The sequence below is a fragment of the Kitasatospora sp. NPDC059817 genome (assembly GCF_042731835.1).
Taxonomy (GTDB): domain Bacteria; phylum Actinomycetota; class Actinomycetes; order Streptomycetales; family Streptomycetaceae; genus Kitasatospora.
Genome location: NZ_JBHWIR010000102.1, coordinates 1 through 15,902, shown reverse-complemented (window position 1 = coordinate 15,902; position 15,902 = coordinate 1). Strand labels below are relative to the sequence as shown.

General features: G+C 74.2%; 12 protein-coding genes, 2 pseudogenes and 1 riboswitch. Of the genes and pseudogenes, 6 read left to right on the top strand and 8 right to left on the bottom strand.

Features of this window, described 5'->3' with window-relative positions:
• Positions 1–138 precede the first annotated feature (138 nt).
• A complete protein-coding gene (locus ACFV61_RS21715) occupies positions 139–1,365 on the top strand; it encodes a hypothetical protein (protein ID WP_380378479.1) in 1,227 nt (408 codons plus the stop codon).
• Between the two features lie 165 nt (positions 1,366–1,530).
• Positions 1,531–2,304 carry a MerR family transcriptional regulator gene (locus ACFV61_RS21710; protein ID WP_380378477.1) on the top strand — a complete coding sequence of 258 codons (774 nt, stop codon included), beginning with the start codon at positions 1,531–1,533 and terminating at the stop codon, positions 2,302–2,304.
• A gap of 83 nt (positions 2,305–2,387) precedes the next feature.
• Here ACFV61_RS21710 and ACFV61_RS21705 read toward each other — a convergent pair whose 3' ends face one another.
• Positions 2,388–2,534: a helix-turn-helix domain-containing protein gene (locus ACFV61_RS21705; RefSeq protein ID WP_380493420.1), complete on the bottom strand. Its 147-nt coding sequence runs from the start codon at positions 2,532–2,534 to the stop codon at positions 2,388–2,390.
• Positions 2,535–2,937: 403 nt separating this feature from the next.
• Positions 2,938–3,375, bottom strand: a pseudogene (locus tag ACFV61_RS21700) (DJ-1/PfpI family protein); the annotation flags it as partial.
• A 348-nt stretch (positions 3,376–3,723) separates the two neighbouring features.
• Between ACFV61_RS21700 and ACFV61_RS21695 the strand changes: the two are divergent.
• Together ACFV61_RS21695 and ACFV61_RS21690 are read left to right on the top strand one after the other, a co-directional pair.
• Positions 3,724–4,398, top strand: coding sequence for an RNA polymerase sigma factor (locus ACFV61_RS21695; RefSeq protein ID WP_380493418.1), 675 nt, complete (start codon positions 3,724–3,726; stop codon positions 4,396–4,398).
• A complete protein-coding gene (locus tag ACFV61_RS21690) occupies positions 4,395–5,849 on the top strand; it encodes a hypothetical protein (protein ID WP_380487176.1) in 1,455 nt (484 codons plus the stop codon). The genes ACFV61_RS21695 and ACFV61_RS21690 overlap by 4 nt, the downstream gene beginning before the upstream one ends.
• A 52-nt stretch (positions 5,850–5,901) precedes the next feature.
• Here the strand turns inward: ACFV61_RS21690 and ACFV61_RS21685 are convergent, their stop codons facing one another.
• Positions 5,902–7,401, bottom strand: coding sequence for an aminopeptidase P family protein (locus ACFV61_RS21685; RefSeq protein ID WP_380378470.1), 1,500 nt, complete (start codon positions 7,399–7,401; stop codon positions 5,902–5,904).
• Between the two features lie 136 nt (positions 7,402–7,537).
• Positions 7,538–8,974, bottom strand: coding sequence for a PP2C family protein-serine/threonine phosphatase (locus tag ACFV61_RS21680; protein ID WP_079135750.1), 1,437 nt, complete (start codon positions 8,972–8,974; stop codon positions 7,538–7,540).
• A 613-nt stretch (positions 8,975–9,587) separates the two neighbouring features.
• Between ACFV61_RS21680 and ACFV61_RS21675 the strand changes: the two genes are divergently transcribed.
• Positions 9,588–10,265 (top strand): bifunctional DNA primase/polymerase, encoded by a 678-nt coding sequence (locus ACFV61_RS21675; RefSeq protein ID WP_380493415.1) that lies wholly within the window; start codon positions 9,588–9,590, stop codon positions 10,263–10,265.
• Positions 10,266–10,471: 206 nt separating this feature from the next.
• Here ACFV61_RS21675 and ACFV61_RS21670 read toward each other — a convergent pair whose 3' ends face one another.
• The 4 genes from ACFV61_RS21670 to ACFV61_RS21655 form a co-directional block, all read right to left on the bottom strand.
• Positions 10,472–11,455 carry a DUF5926 family protein gene (locus ACFV61_RS21670; protein ID WP_380487172.1) on the bottom strand — a complete coding sequence of 328 codons (984 nt, stop codon included), beginning with the start codon at positions 11,453–11,455 and terminating at the stop codon, positions 10,472–10,474.
• A 106-nt stretch (positions 11,456–11,561) separates the two neighbouring features.
• Positions 11,562–11,999, bottom strand: a complete 438-nt coding sequence (locus ACFV61_RS21665) for an ATP-binding protein (RefSeq protein ID WP_380378468.1) — start codon at positions 11,997–11,999, stop codon at positions 11,562–11,564.
• A 410-nt stretch (positions 12,000–12,409) separates the two neighbouring features.
• Positions 12,410–13,234, bottom strand: a complete 825-nt coding sequence (locus ACFV61_RS21660; RefSeq protein ID WP_380493413.1) for a glycerophosphodiester phosphodiesterase — start codon at positions 13,232–13,234, stop codon at positions 12,410–12,412.
• Between the two features lie 79 nt (positions 13,235–13,313).
• Positions 13,314–14,780 carry a purine-cytosine permease family protein gene (locus ACFV61_RS21655; RefSeq protein WP_380493411.1) on the bottom strand — a complete coding sequence of 489 codons (1,467 nt, stop codon included), beginning with the start codon at positions 14,778–14,780 and terminating at the stop codon, positions 13,314–13,316.
• Positions 14,773–14,920: riboswitch (TPP riboswitch) on the bottom strand. (Overlaps the previous gene by 8 nt.)
• 303 nt (positions 14,921–15,223) lie before the next feature.
• Here ACFV61_RS21655 and ACFV61_RS21650 point away from each other — a divergent pair.
• A pseudogene (locus ACFV61_RS21650) lies at positions 15,224–15,902 on the top strand (hypothetical protein); the annotation flags it as partial.

Sequence of the window (15,902 nt, the reverse complement as noted above, 5' to 3'; positions counted from 1 at the left end):
GGGCGCGCGCCCCCCCCCCCCCCCCCCGCCCGGCCCGGGCGCGCCGCCCCCCCCCGGGGGGGGCCCGGGGGGCCGGGACACCTCCGTCACATAGGATGTCCGGCCGGAGGGGGGCGGAACCGGCGGGGAGAGGGACAGGTGCGGGGATCACGCACGGCACGGACGGCCACCGACTACGAGTCGGCGACCGGGCGGATCGCGGGGCTGCCGCTGCGCAGGCACCACGTTCTGCTGGTGGCCTGGACGGTGCTCTGGTTCTTCCTGGTCGAGCCCAGCGGAGGCTTCTCCTGGCACTACCTGCGCCAGGGTGAGCAGCTGCTCTTCAGCGACCACCCGGACGGCGGGCTGGCGCTCTACGCCCACCACCCGGAGCTGCAGATCGGCCCGGTCAGCCTGGCCGTGGCCCGGCTCACGGCCCCGTTCTCGGCCCACACCGGCCAGCTGATCGCCGAGGCGGCGATGTCCGGGCTCGGCCTGGTGATGCTGGTCCTGATCGGTCGCACCGCCGCCCTGTACTACCTGGGCACCGGCACCAACCACCGCCGGCTCCAGCAGCGCCTGCTGATCGCCGGGCTGGCGTTCATCCCGATGTGGGTCGAGGTCTCGGTCCGCTTCGCGCACCTGGACGACGTCCTGGCGCTGTTCTTCACCACCCTCGCCGTGCACGCCCTGGCCCGCGGCAAACCCACCATGGTCGGCGTCTACCTGGCGCTGGCGGTGGACTCCAAGCCCTGGGCGATCGCCTTCGCCCCGCTGATCCTGGCGCTGCCCAGGCCCGCCTGGCTGCGCAGCGCGCTCTGGTTCGTCGGACTGGTGGCGATCGCCTGGCTGCCCTTCTACCTGGGCAATCTGGACACCCTGGCGGCCGCCAAGTTCACCATCCCCAACCAGCCGGCCTCCGCACTGCGCTGGTTCGGGGTGACCGACCCGGCCACCCCCTGGTGGGACCGTCCGACCCAGTTCGCCCTCGGCCTCGGCCTCGGCACCATCGCGGTCTGGCGCGGCCGCTGGCCGGCCGTGGTGCTGCTCGGTGCGGACGCCCGGATCCTGCTCGACCCGAGCGTCTACACCTACTACACGGCCTCGATCCTGCTCGGCACCCTGCTCTGGGACGCGGTCGGGCAGAAGCGGCTCGTCCCGTGGTGGAGCTGGATAGCGCTGGCGGCGCTGTACGGCGGGACGCTGCTCATCCCGTCCGACGCGGGCCGCGGCTTCGTCCGGCTGGCCTTCGTGGTGGTCTCCGCCGCGTACGTGCTGTTCTGGCCCACCCAGCAGACGCGCCGCCCGCGGACCCCGGCGGACGGCGAGGGGCGGCGCCGTTCCTCCCGGCGGCGTGAGCGCGTCCTGACCGGCACCGGAGCCTGACCGGCACCGGAGCCTGACCGGCACCGGAGCCTGACCGGCACAGGCACGGGCGCAGGCACAGGCACGGGCGCAGTCACGGCGTCGGTGCCCTCCCTCCCGAGGACGGCTTGACCCTCACGCGGCGTGAGAGCGGAGGCTGGTGGTCAGCACGAAGGGAGAACCCGGATGAGCAGCGAGGGCTACTCGGTCGGCGCCGTGGCCAAGATCGCCAAGGTGACCGTCCGCACCCTGCACCACTACGACGAGATCGGCCTGTTGTCCCCCGCGGGCCGCACCCGGACCGGCTACCGCCGCTACCAGGACGCCGACCTCGACCGGTTGCAGCAGATCCTCTTCTACCGCGAACTCGGGTTCCCCCTGGAAGAGATCGCGGCGATCCTGGACGACGACTCGGTCAGCCCGAGCGAGCACCTCCGGCGGCAGCACCGACTGCTGACCGACCGGATCAGGCACCTCCAGGACCTCGCCACAGCCGTCGAACACGCCATGGAGGCACGAAGAATGGGCATTCAGCTGAGCCCGGAGGAGAAGTTCGAGATCTTCGGCGAGGGCTACCAGGAGGAGTGGGAGCAGGAGGCCGAACAGCGCTGGGGCGACACCGCGGCCTGGGCCGAGTCGCAGCGCCGCACCGGCGGCTACGGCAAGGCCGACTGGCAGCGGATCCAGACGGAGATGGCCGACCTCAACACCCGCCTGGTCGAGGCGCTCGCCGCCGGCGAACCCGCCGACGGCGCCGCCGCCACGGACCTCGCCGAGGCGCACCGGCAGCACATCTGCCAGAACTTCTACGACTGCACGTTCACCATCCACCGCGGCCTGGCCGGGCTGTACGTCTCCGACCCGCGGTGGACCACCACCTACGAGAACCTCGCCCCGGGCCTGGCGCAGTGGCTGCACGACGCCATCCTCGCCAACGCGGACCGGCACGAGAAGGCATAGTCGCCGCCGGATGCCGGATGCCGGATGCCGGATGCCGGATGCCGGATGCCGGATGCCGGATGCCGGGCCGCGTGGCGGGGGGGCTACGCGACCCCGCGCCCGAAGGAGCGCCGGTAGGCGGTCGGGGAGGTGCGCATCACCCGGCCGAAGTGGTGGCGGAAGGTCGCGGCGCTCTCGAAGCCGACCGCCGCCGCGATCTCCTCCACCGTCCCCTCCGGTGACTCCAGCAACGGCAGGCTGGCCGCGGTGGGGGGGGGGGGGGCCCCCCCCCCGGGGCGGGGGGCCGGGGTGGGGGGGGGCCCCCCCCCCGCCCATGGGGCTGGTGCCGTTGCGGGCCGTGAAGTGCCGCAGGTACGAGCGGTCCGACATCCGGGCGGCGCGGGCCAGCAGCGGGACGGTCAGCGGGGACGCCAGGTGGCCCATCGCCCACTGCATGCTGCGGGCGACCCCGTCGTCCTCCTCCTCGACCGGGCGGACGGCGGCCTCGATGAACTGGGCCTGCCCGCCGTCCCGGTGCGGCGCCACCACGAAGCGGCGGGCCACGCTGTTGGCGACCTTGGCGCCGTGGTCGCGGCGGACCAGGTGCAGGCAGAGGTCGATCCCGGCGGCGCTGCCCGCGCTGGTGAGCACGTTCCCGTTGTCGACGTACAGCACGTCCGGGTTGACCCGCACGTCCGGGTGGCGCTGCTGGAGCAGGTCGGCGTACCGCCAGTGGGTGGTCGCCTCCTGCCCGTCGAGCAGTCCGGCGGCGGCCAGCGCGAAGGCGCCCGAGCAGATCGAGACGATCCGGGCGCCGCGCTCGTGCGCCGTCCGCAGCGCGGTGACCAGCCCGGGGGAGACCGCGCCGCTGAACGCGTTCGGCACCCCGGGGACCACCACGGTGTCGGCCGAGGCCAGTTCGTCCAGCCCGTGCCGGGCGGTCAGCGCGAACCCGCCCACCGCGTCCAGCGCCGTCCCGGGCCGGTCGGCGCACACCTTCAGCCCGTACCAGGGCGCTGCCAGCAGGCCGCCCAGTTCGGGCCGGGCCAGCCCGAACACCTCCACCACCACGCCGAGTTCGAAGGGCGCCATGCCCGCGAAGGCGTACACCGCGACGTGGTGCACCGGCTCCGGGCGGGGGCCGATGACGACGGGCACCGGGCCCGGCCCGGTGCCGACCGGGCCCTCGACGTGCTGCTCGGTCATGCGGACCCCCTGCTGACGGGTGGCGGGATGGCGGTGAGTGTAGCCGTTCCGGCCGGCCGGGAATCCTGCTCGAATCCACCTGCAACCTTCACCCCGGTCACACGTCCATTGGTACGGGGGCGGAGAGGGGCGGGCCGAGGGCGGCTGTCAGGATCTCCCCGATCGCGATCTTGATCAGGAGTCCTGACGGTCCGGCGAGAGCCGCCACCGTCCCGGGGGAAAGCGGAAACGCGCATGTCCATGGCCATCGGGCCGATCGCCGGGCCGACGAGGGGGCGCGGTTTCTCCGTTCGCGGAGTGGTCGCCGTGCTGTTCGGCGCGCAGGAGGCCGACGAGGTGCCCACCGGTCCGGGTGACGAGCAGGCGGCGCAGCGCCGTTCCGGCTTCCGGCTGCTGCGCGGCGGGCGCAAGCCCGCGCAGGACCGGCCCACCCTGACCGACCTGTACCACGCCCACCGGCTGGGCCTGGTGCGGATGGCCGTCCTCCTGGTCGACCACCAGGACCTGGCCGAGGACGTCGTCCAGGAGGCCTTCACCCAGCTCTACCAGCGGTACGGCGAGCACCTGGACGACCTGGACAACGCGCTCGGGTACCTGCGCACCGCGGTGGTCAACGGCGCCCGGTCGGTGCTGCGCCGCCGGAAGACCGCCCGCGAGTACGTCCCGCCGCACGAGCCCGACGCCGCCTCCGCGGAGGACCACGCGGTGCTCAACGACGAGCACCGGCGGGTGCTCGCGGCCATGCAGGAGCTGACCCCCCGCCAGCGCGAGGTGCTGGTGCTGCGCTACTGGTCCGACCTGTCGGAGGCGCAGATCGCCGAGACCCTGGGGCTGTCCCGGGGCGCCGTGAAGTCCACCGCCAGCCGGGCCCTGGACGCCTTGGAAAAGCATCTGGAGAAGGTTCGATGACCGACAAGCTCCCCGGCCGCGAGAGCGGAGGCCGAGACGGTGACGGGCCGGCCGAGACGGCGACCGAACGGCTGCTGCGCGAGGCGATGAACGCCCGCACCTCGCTGATCACCGCGCACGACCTGCGCCCGGCGCAACCGCCGCGCGGCCGGGTGCGGCGCTTGCGCCCGGTGTACCTGACCGCCGTGCCGGTCTTCGCGCTGGCCGCCTCCCTGGCGATCGGCCTGCTCACCTTCCACGGCGACCCGCTGGCCAGGAAGGACGTCCCCCCGCCGGCCGCCACCACGACGACCTCGCCGAGCCCGGCCCCAGAACCGACCGCCGCCCCGACCCCCACGGCCCCCTCGCCGGACACCGGCAGTCCCGCCGCCGACCCGGAGACCGGGGCCCCGCTCTCCGACCCGACGTCGGCCGGCACCCGGACGACGGCGCCGCCCACCACCCCCGCCACCACCCCGGCCACCACCGCGCCGGCCGGGACGACGTACCCCTTCCGGGGCGTCAAGTTCAAGATCCCGCCGGGCTGGCGGGCCGTCAATCCGGATCCCGCCGCCAACAGCCTCTGCATCCTGAGCCCGAGTGCTCCGCAGGACGCGTCGGCCGGGGACTGCCTGCCGCACGGCGTGCTTCTGACGGTCCTGGACCAGGAGTCGGAGGCCTGGCCGAGGCTGCCCGACCTGGATTCCAGCAGCGGTTGGTCCACGCAGCCCTGGTGCCCGGCGTGGTCCTACTCCCCCACGCTCGCCAGGAGCGGACAGATCGACAGTGTCGGCCCGACCAGGAGCACACCCACCGTGGCAGGCCGTGCCGCACGCAAGTCGCAGTGGCAGATCAACTGCGGTGGCGACGCCTTCACGGCCCAGATGTGGGCCCTGCCGAAGGACTTCGTGTCCGTCGCGGCGATCGGCCTCAAGGCCGACTACCAGCCCGGACTGATGACGATCGTCAACACCCTCGACCTGAGCGGCCGCCAGGCGCCGCCCACGGAGGCCAACCGGAACGACATCGCGGTCGCCTTCGACGGCCTGGCGGCCGGTCAGCAGCTGACGGCGGGGAGTTCGGCCGTCACCTTCTCGGTGACCTTCCGGAACACCAGCCAGAACACCTACGGCCGGTTGCAGCCGCTGGTCGTCACGGAGCCCTACCCGGGTTCGCCGCCGGTGCAGGTCGTGCAGGGGCCCAACGACGGCAAGCTGGAGCGTCAGGACGGCGACACCTGGAGGCCGGCGCCGATGGGGCCGGGCAGCGACATGGGCTACGCGGTGGCGGACCAGGCGTCGCTGTTCTCCCTGGCCCCGGGGCAGACCAGGAAGGTCACCTACCGGCTGACCCTGGGCGCCGGGAACGGCCCGGGGGACATGCCGGTCTCGGCGCAGGTGACGCTTCCGTACAACGGAAGCAAGCTGACCGTGCTCGGCGAGAAGAAGATCTCCGTCAAGGTCACCAAGTGACACGAGGGCCCGGCCTCCCCACCACGGGGAGGCCGGGCCCTCGGCGGGTGGCTCAGGCCGGCGAGGCCATCCAGGCCTCGACCTCGTCGGCGCGGCGCGGCAGGCCGGCCGAGAGGTTCTCGTTGCTGTCGGCGGTGACCAGGATGTCGTCCTCGATCCGGACGCCGATGCCGCGGTACTCCTGCGGCACGGTCAGGTCGTCCTGCTGGAAGTACAGGCCGGGCTCGACGGTGAGGACCATGCCGGGCACCAGCAGCGCGTCGGCGTGCTCCTCGCGGCGCGAGTGGGCGCAGTCGTGGACGTCGAGGCCGAGCATGTGGCCGGTGCCGTGCAGGGTCCAGCGGCGCTGGAGGCCCAGCTCCAGGACCTTCTCGACGTCGTAGGCCGAGGCGTCCAGCAGACCCCAGGCGAGCAGGCGCTCGGCGAGCACGCGCTGCGAGGCGTCGTGGAAGTCGCGGAAGCGGGCGCCGGGCTTCACCGCGGCGATGCCGGCCTCCTGGGCGTCGTACACGGCGTCGTAGATCTTGCGCTGGAGCTCGTTGAAGCGGCCGTCGATCGGCAGGGTGCGGGTGACGTCGGCGGTGTAGAGGGTGTGGGTCTCCACGCCGGCGTCCAGCAGCAGCAGCTCGCCGGGGCGGACGTCGCCGTCGTTGCGGACCCAGTGCAGGGTGGTGGCGTGCGGGCCGGCGGCGGCGATGGTGCCGTAGCCGACGTCGTTGCCCTCGACCCGGGCGCGGCGCCAGAAGGTGCCCTCGATCCAGCGCTCGGAGGTGGCGACGGCCTGGCCGAGCTCGCGGACCACGTCGGTGAAGCCCTTGACGGTGGCGTCGCAGGCGGCGCGCAGCTCGCCGACCTCCCACTCGTCCTTGACCAGCCGCAGGCCGCTCAGGAACTCCTTGAACTCGGCGTCCCGGTCGGCGTCCAGCACGTCGGCCAGGGTGTCCTCCAGGCCGGCGTCGTAGCCGCGGACGATCCGGGTGGGCACCGAGGAGTCCTTGGTGCGCCCGGCCAGTTCCTCGGCGGCCTTGCGCACGTCGCGCGCCGGCAGGCCGAGCAGCTGCTCCTGCTCGCCCAGGCTGTTGCGGCGGCCGACCCACAGCTCGCCGTAGCCGTCCAGCCAGAACTCGCCGTTCTCGCGGTCGGAGCGGGGCAGCAGGTAGAGGGCGAACTCGTGGCCGGCGTCGCCGGTGGGCTCGGCGACGAGCACGGCGTCCTCGGTCTGGTCGCCGGTGAGGTGCACGTACTCGCTGGCGGCGCGGAAGCTGTAGTCGGTGTCGTTGGAACGCACCCGCAGGTTGCCGGCCGGGACGACCAGCCGCTCGCCGGGGTAGGCGGCGGAGAGCCGGGCGCGGCGCTCGGCCGCGTACGGGGCCTGGGCGACCGGGACGAGGCCGTGCAGGTCGGTGTCGGCCCAACCGGTCTTCATCGAGGCGGCCAGCTCGTCGGAGACCTCGCCGTACAGGCCGTTCTTGCGGCCCTTGAACTGCTGCGGCTCGTCGCCGCCGTCGGCTTCGGGGTTCTCGGCCACTGCGGGCGTGCGGTCCTCGGTCACGTGTAACGCCTCCTTGGGGTGGTACCGCCGCCCCTCGGGGGAGTGTCGGATCGCGACACGCGCGGGCGGCCGTGCGTCCATGGTACGGACGCCCGGCCGCTCGCCCGTTCGGGGTCGGGACGACTGTTCGGGGCGGCTATTCGAAGCGGGCCGCGAGCAGCAGCAGGTCGTCGGTGGCCGGTCCGGGCTCGGGGTCGGGGCAGACGGCCAGCAGGTGGGCGCAGAGCCGGTCCGGGTCGATCCGCACGTCGCGCGGGGCGTCGGCGGCGGCCCGGCGCAGGTTGGCCTGGCCGGCGTGCAGGGTCGGGCCGCAGCGGCGGGCCAGCCCCTCGGTGTAGAGCAGCAGGGTGTCGCCGCGGTCGGCGGTGAGCTCGACGCCGGGGGCCTCCCAGCAGGCCAGCATGCCGAGCGGGGCGGAGAGCGAGGTCTCCACGAACTCGGCGCCGTGCCGGCCGACCAGGACGGGCGGGCAGTGGCCGGCGCCGGCCAGGGTGATCCGGCGCTCCTCGGGTTCCACCCAGGCGTAGACGGCGGTGGCGGTGCGGGCCGGTTCGGTGGTCTTGAGCAGCAGTTCCAGGTCGCCGAGGACGGACACCGGGTCCTCGCCCTCCAGGACGGCGTAGGCGCGCAGCGCGGCCCGGATCCTGCCCATCGCGGCGGCCGCGCCGGGGGCGGAGCCGGGGCCCGCGCCGGGGCCGTCGCCGGAGACGGAGCCGACGGTGAGGCCGACGGTGCCGTCCGGCAGCGGGATGGCGTCGTACCAGTCGCTGCCGCAGGAGCGGTCCAGGCCGGCCGGGAGGATCCGGGCGGCCAGCCGCAGGCCGGCGGGCTGGGGGAGCCGGTCGGGCAGCAGGCCGCGGCGCAGCGCCTCGGTGGTGCGCCGGACCTTGTCCGCCTCCAGCTGCTTGGCGAGCAGCGGGGCGGCGATCCCGGCGTAGCGGTGGGCGAGCTCGCGCTGGCGCTCGGTGGGTTCGGCGGGTTCGTCGTAGAACCAGAGGGCGGCGGCGAGCGGGCCGTCCTCCTCGGTGGCGAGCGGCAGGCCGTAGCAGCCGCCGAGGCCGAGCTGGGCGGCGAGTTCGCGCAGCCGGGCGCCGGTGGCCGGGTCCTCGGCGAGGTCGGGGGAGTGCAGCCGTTCGGGCCGGTCCTGTTCGCGCAGCAGCCTGGCGAGCAGGCTCTGCTCGGGCGGGACGGTCTCCAGCGCGCCGAGGCTGGCGCGGTCGAGGCCGAGGCCGACGGGCTGGCCGGGCCTGCCGCCGGGCATCCGGGTGACCAGGACGCCGCGGCGGGCGCCGAGCAGGGCGGCGCCGGAGGCGAGGACGGTGTCCAGGGTGGCGGCGAGGCCGCGGGCGCGGGCGAGCTGTTCGGTGTGCCGGTGCAGGCTGGTGAAATCGGACAGTCGTCCGGCCAAACGGTCCTGCACCCCGGCGGCCGGTGCCGTGCGGACGTCCGCCGCGCCGTCCTGCGCGTCGGCGGGGCCGGGGAAGCCCGGTGGGTCGAGGACGGTCAGCCCGCCGGCGCTGCCGGGCTCGCCCGGCTCGGAGGGTGTCGACGACGACGGGTGGGACTCGGTCATGCCGCCACTCCTGACGTGCTACGTGCCATGCGGAACCCCCAGGTACGGCCGGTGTGGAGCGATGACGGCCAAAGGGCGCGTTTCGCCTCGATTCGCTACTACTCGTCATTGATCGACAGCAATGCCACCACTTCTACACAGGCCATTTGGGGCATGTCCAGATCCAGGACGACGCGGTGGCCTGTTCCACATCCGCGAGACCCGGTCGGGGGGCGCGTACGGCCTGGCCGCGCGCCGGTCCGGTCGGGAGGCATGGAGGGGACCGGGAGCGGGCAGAACGGAGGGGACGGACCCGGCGGCCGTCCGGATCGTATGCCCGCGCCGCCCGGGACCCGGGCTGGCCGGAAGTCTCTCACTCGTACGGTGGAACCAAGCGCGCCCGGGCGGCGTCCATCCGGTCGCATACGGGATTCTCGTTCCAGGGGCTGTTTCAGTGCGCGGCCCTTCTCATGTCGTGCTCCACACCGTGATCCACGTCGTCGCCGCGCCGCCCGCCATGCCGCCCGCCCCCCTTCGCGCCGCCGGGGCCGTGCCACCGCGGGTCCGCGTGACGAGTCCCGGCGGTGCCGACGGGCCGGAGCGAACCGAGCGGTCAGGGAAAGGAACGAGCGCCATGCGTGAGAACCCGAAAGATCCGTGTCCGCCCGCCACTCCCCACCACCCCGTCCAGGACGACGTCGCACGTCAGCGCCCTGCCCGGCTCGCCGCGGCCCTGACGGCCGCCGTCGACCACCGCTGGCCCGTGGTGCCGGGGGCCGTTCTGCGCGGCGGCCAGTGCTCCTGCGGCGACCAGGACTGCACCGTGCCGGGCGCGCACCCGCACGACCCGTCGCTGCTGGCCGCCACCACGGACGCCCGGATGGTGCGCTGGTGGTGGGAGCGGCAGAGCCCGGACGCTCCGGTGCTGGCCGCCACCGGTTCGGTGGTCTCGGCGGTCAGCCTGCCGGCGGCGGCCGGCGCCCGGGCGCTGGTCTACCTGGGCGCGCTGCGGCTGCCGCTCGGTCCGGTGCTGGCGATGCCGGGCCGGTACGCGCTGCTGGTGGCCCCGTACTCGCTGGACGCGATCGGCGAGATGCTCGCTCAACTCCCTTGGGTGCCAGGCTCGTTGCGCTACCACGGGGCGGACGGCTTCCTGCCGCTGCCGCCCGGCGGGGCGGCCGGCCGGGTGCGCTGGGTGCTGGCCCCGCACCCGGACGCCGACGGCGGGGTGTGGCTGCCGCAGGTCGGGCCGCTGCTGGGCGAGTTGGTGGAGGCGACGGTCCGGTTGGACAGCGGTCGCTCGGCGTACTGATCCGCCGGTCCGTTCCCGGGCCGCTCGTCGGGGCCCTGCGGAAAACAAAAGATCCGGCCGCTGGCGACGGGGGATGCACCAGCGGCCGGACTCTTTAGACAGTAACAAGGATCCGCGCCCGCGCCAATTTCCAAGACCCCCTGCCCGCCCGGAAATTGCGGCTTCATGGCGACAATGTGACGCGTATCACCCGGATCCCGGGCGCTTTAGTTCAAGGTGACCTGACGGTTCACCAGGTTCGCGCGGGCGCGCCGCTCCTCGGCGGTCAACGGGGTCTCGTCGGCGAGCACCGAGGCCAGCCGCTCGGCGAACTCGGCGGCCGGCTTCTCGCAGTCGGCGGCGGTCATGGCGAGCGGGAGGTCCCAGACCGGGACGGTCAGGCCGTGCGCGCGGAACGAGCCGACCAGGCGGGTGTCCGGGCCGAGCGAGGACTGGTCGGCGGCGCTCAGCCGGGCCAGCGCGTCCAGCAGCCGCTCCTCGGGCACGGTCATCACCCAGCGCAGGTGGTTCTTGTCGGGGGTGCCGCACCAGTAGGCGGCGTCGGCGCTCGCCAGCTTCTCGGTCGGGATGGCCGAGGCGTTGGCGCGCTCCAGGGAGGCGGCGACCTCGCCGGTCGCGGTCTCGGCGTCCTCCAGCCAGAACTCGAAGCCGGTGTGCACGGCGGGAGTGAACGCGGCGTTGACGTCCAGCAGGTCCTGGAGCCGGCGTCCGCCCGCCTCGGTCCGGCGGGACGGCACCGGGTTGCCCGGCTCGGTGGCCAGCGCCAGCTCCAGGGCGTCCGCGAGGTCGCGGCTGAGGTCGCCGGAGGAGGACTGGGTCTGCAGGCCGAGCAGGATGGAGCCGTCCTGGCGGCGCAGGGCCGGCCAGGCCAGCGGCAGCACGGTGGCCAGGGTCACCGACGGGACGTCGCCGGTGGCGCCCTCGGCCACCCCGGCGGCCAGCGTCAGCGGCACCGTGGCGGCGGGCACCAGCTCGCGCAGCGCGACCCAGTCGGCCTCGCCCGCCAGGCCCTCGAACGGGCGGTGCACCAGCTCCTGCACCGCGTGCGAGGCCTCCCGGCCGTGACAGGCCTTGTACCGGCGGCCCGAACCGCAGGGGCAGTTCTCGCGGGCCCCCACCACGGGGACCTCGCCCGCGACGGCGGTGGTGGACTGACGCTGCGGCGCCTTCTTGGCGGCCTTCTTGCCCATGGTGCGGCTCTCCCGGGAACGGTGGTCCTTTGCTCCGGGCAGCCTACTGACGTTCCCCCGGCGTGCGGGCACGCGCCGGGCGGACGGGTGGGGGGCGCGCGTCGGTTCAGGCGCTGCGGGCGTCACCACCGGTGCGCCGGGCGTGCCGGGCCCGGGCGGGCAGCGCCGCCCAGACCGTCACCTCGCCGGGCGCGTCGCGCACGCCCCAGTCGCTGGCCAGCTGGCCGACGATGTTCAGGCCGCGACCGCCGCGCGAGGTCAGCGAGGGGCCGGCGGGCAGCGGCCGGGTGGTCGCGCCGCCGTCGGTGACCTCCAGGGTGAGCACGCCGTCGGCGTGCAGCTGCCAGCGGACCAGCACGCCGCCGTCCGTTCCGCTCCCGTGCTCCTCGCGCTCCCGGCCGCCCGTGGCGGGGTGCGTCCCGGAGGGGACGCCGACCAGCAGCTGGTCCACCACCTCGGCCCGCGCGCCGCGCCCCAGGGCCCGCAGCGGGCCGAGCGGACGGGCGTACCGACAGGCGTTGCTCAGCAGTTCGGAAAGGATCAATACGGCATCATCAATGACCGGCTCCGGTATCTGCCGGTCGCCGAGATCTCGACGCAGCCGGCGCCGTGCGACCCCGACACTCGCCGGGCCGTGCGGCACTGCCATGGTCGATGAAGTCGGCACTTCACGCGCCACCATCAACGCCACCCCCGGACCTCCTTCAGCGTATGCCGAGGGAGAGATGCCCCTTGGTAATGCGTCGGAAACGACCGCCGGACGATCCCGCGAGGACATTTCAAGCGATTGCGACCGAGGGTGGACCTGAGGTCATTCCGTGCTCACCCTGCGTCGCCCCGGCGCATGAATTCCGGCAATAACGGGCCCGGAAGGTTTGACTGCCGACCAGAACGATCAGGTTGTGTCCGGGCTTTGCGGGTGGATTTGCGGGCGGCCCGCCGCCCGACGGCGGATCACCGCCCGAGCTGCGCCAGGACCTCGGCGGGCCGGTTGGTGATGATCGCGGACACCCCGAGCTCCAGGCACAGTTCCACGTCGGCCGGTTCGTCCACGGTCCACACGTGCACCTCGTGCCCCAGCTCGCGCAGCCGCGTCACCAGCTGCGGGCGGGCCCGCACCAGGTCGATGCCCGGCCCGGCGATCCGCGCCCCGCCCGGCAGCGGGGAGCCCGGGCGCAGTCGGCCGAGCAGCGGCAGGGTCCGTTCGAACAGGAACACCCGCCGGTACTCCGGCGCCGAGGCCGCCACCCGGTCCAGCCCCACCGAGGAGAAGCTCATGATCCGGGCCGAGGGGCGCTCGCCCTCCCGGCTCGCGCCGATCTTGAAGCGTTCGAGCGTCCGCAGCAGCTCGGCCTCCACCCGGCCGCGGTAGCGCACCGGGTGCTTGGTCTCGATCGCCAGGTCCACCGGGCGGCCGCAGTCCACCACCAGCTCCAGCAGCCGCTCCAGCCGCAGCACGCCGCGCAGCTCGGGGTCGGTGCTGGGGCGGCCGGTCTTCCAGGCGCCGAAGTCGTACGCCTCCAGCTCGGCCAGCGTCATCGCCGAGACGGTGCCCTGGCCGTTGGAGACCCGGCCGATCCGGCGGTCGTGCACGCAGACCAGCTCGCCGTCAGCGGTCAGCCGGACGTCGCACTCGACCGCGTCCGCGCCCTCGTCGAGCGCGCGCCGGTACGCCGCCAGGGTGTGCTCGGGCAGGGCGTGCGAGGAACCGCGGTGGGCGATCACCTGGACGGGCGGCGTGGTGCGCGCCGCCGTCGAGGACGGGTCTGTGCTGGTCACGGGCCCCACGATAGGCGGCGGAAGTGACGCGCAGGCGAAGACGGCCCCAATCCGCGGGGCCGTCTTCGGTGCCGGTCGGTCAGCTCCGCGCCGCCCTGCGGGTCAGCGGGGTGAGCGCCCAGGTGACCAGGGCCGGCACCAGGAAGGCGAACAGCGAGGCCGACGTCCACTCCTGCGGGGTGAAGTGCAGGGCGTCCTGGGCGGAGGTCCAGAAGTCCGTCCACCAGCCGGCCACCGCGGTCGGCGCGATGAACTGGTAGACCGCGAAGCCCAGCACCCACGGCAGCAGCATCAGGCGGCGCGAGGGCGCGTCGGCGGAGAGGTTCCAGCCGTACCGGCCGGCGCCGAAGAAGTAGTCCACCGCCAGCACCGCCAGCAGCGGCACGAAGACCGAGCCGATCAGGCCGAGGAAGTTGGTGTAGGTGTCGGTGAACTTGTCGATCTGCAGGGCCAGCACGGTGATCAGCAGGCCGATCCCGCCGGTCAGCACCCGGCGGTCCACCTTCGGCAGCAGGTTCTGCACCGACATCGCGGTCGAGTACACGTTGGCGAAGGACTGGTCCGTCTCGCGCAGCACCAGCACCAGCAGGAACAGCCAGCCGGCCCAGACGCCGAGGAAGGAGTCGAAGATCCTGTTCGGGTCGCCGTCGGACTGCAGCAGGGCCATCAGGCCGAGCACGTAGCACCAGACCTGGGCGATCGTGTAGCCGGAGAAGCTGCCCCAGAACGCCGAGCGCGCGGTGCGCGAGTGCCGGGTGTAGTCGGCGGCCAGCGGGACGAAGGAGATCGACACCGCGATCATCGCGTCGGTGGCGCCCAGGAAGCCGTGCCAGTTGCCGGCGCCCGGGTCGGGCACCCCCTGGCGGCCCAACTGGACGGTGAAGTACACCATCGCGACGGCGACCGCACCGGCCACGAAGCGGCGCAGCACCGCGATCGAGCCCAGCGGCCAGATGGTCAGCGCGGTGGTCAGCGCGCCCGCCAGGAGCACGAACAGCCAGCGGTAGCCGTCGGTGTGGGCGACGGTCTGCGCGCCCACCGCGATCGTGAGCAGCTCGAACACGCCCCAGCCGACGCACTGGACGATGTTCAGCACCGTCGGGACGTACGACAGCCGGGTGCCGAACAGCCCGCGCAGGTTCGCCATCGCGGGCGCACCGGTACGGGCCCCGATCAGCGCGGCCACGCCGAGCATCGCGGTGCCGACCACGGTGCCGGCCACGATCGCGGTCACCGCGGCGGCCAGCGACAGCTCGCTGCCCTTGGCTCCGAGCACGGTCGCGGCGGTGGAGAAGCCGATCAGGCTGACGCCCAGGTTCATCCAGAGCGCGAAGTGGTCCCGGAAGCGCAGCGTGCGCGGCGGCTCGGTGTCCAGTACGAGCGGTGCCTCGGCACGCTCCGGGCGGTCCAGGACGGCGGTCGCCGTGTCGGTGGGGCCCGGGCGACCGCTGTCACCGCTGTCACCGTCGTGAGCGGTCGGGGACGGTTCGGGGAAACCCTTGGACGCGGGCGCGCCCGAAGAAGAGGATGGCGAAGCAGGCGACATGGCCGATACTCCCTACGCCGGCATTACCCGGACAGGTTCCGGCGGTCTGCGCCCCCTCGACGGTCCGCCCACGATCCCGTGGCGTACGGTCGACCAGCGCACTCTCAGCCTGGTCGGTCCAAGCTCCCGCGTGTCAGTTGTGAGCGACAGGCTAACCGGCCCGGGGGTGAACGCCAAGGCCACGGGGTGTGCGGCCCGCATCGCGGGACGTCCGGCGGAGGTGGGGGAGCCTCCGGTCGTCGGCCTGGTCGCCGGTTCGGCCGTCGAGTTGCTCGTCGGCTCGGTCGTCGGCTCGGTCGTCGGCGCAGGACAGCCTGGTCGGCGGCCCGGCTGTCGGCGGCGGCTAAGGATTCTTATGAGTTATTCAGAGGGGTCCTTACGGCAATCGAATCGGCAGTACGAAAAACTATGGTCCTTGGTTCTGTCAGCTATGGAGGTCGTTCGTGAGCACCGAGCGCGAGGTTGGGCCCACCGGGCCGCAGGGGGAGCAGCCCTCGGGCGGCCAGGCGGCGGCTGTTCCCGCTTCCGACGGCCACGCCTCGGGCGGGCACCAGCCGACACTGGCCTTCGGCCGGGTCCCCGAGCCCGAGGCCGCGCCGGCCGCCGAGGCCGCACCGGCTGAGGCCGCGCCGACCGATGGTGTTCCGGCCGAGGGCGGGTACCAGCCCACCGTGGCCTTCACCAAGGTCCCCGCGCCGGAGGCGGCCCCGCAGGCCCCGGCCGCGCCGGCCGCCGACGCGCCGACCGCCCCGGTCGACGCCGCCACCGGCTACATCGACGCGCCGCCGCCCGTCCTGCCGCCCGCCCCGCCGGTCCCGGCCGCGCCGGCGGTACCCGTCGCACCTGTCGCACCCGTCGCCGAGAGCCCGGCCCTGCCGCCGGGTGCCAACCCGTACGCCACCCCGGCCCACGGCGTCCCCGCCGCCGGCCCGCACGACCCGTACGGCACCCCGGCCGCACCCGGCGCGCCCGCCGCGCACCCCGCGCCCGGCCACCACCCGTTCGGCGCCGGGCCGCCGCGCCGCGGGGGGGGGGCCGCCCCCCACCCCCGCGGGGGGGGCGGGGGGCCCGGGGGGCCCGCCCGGCCCCGGCGCGACCCCGCCGCCCTCCCCCCCCGCCCCC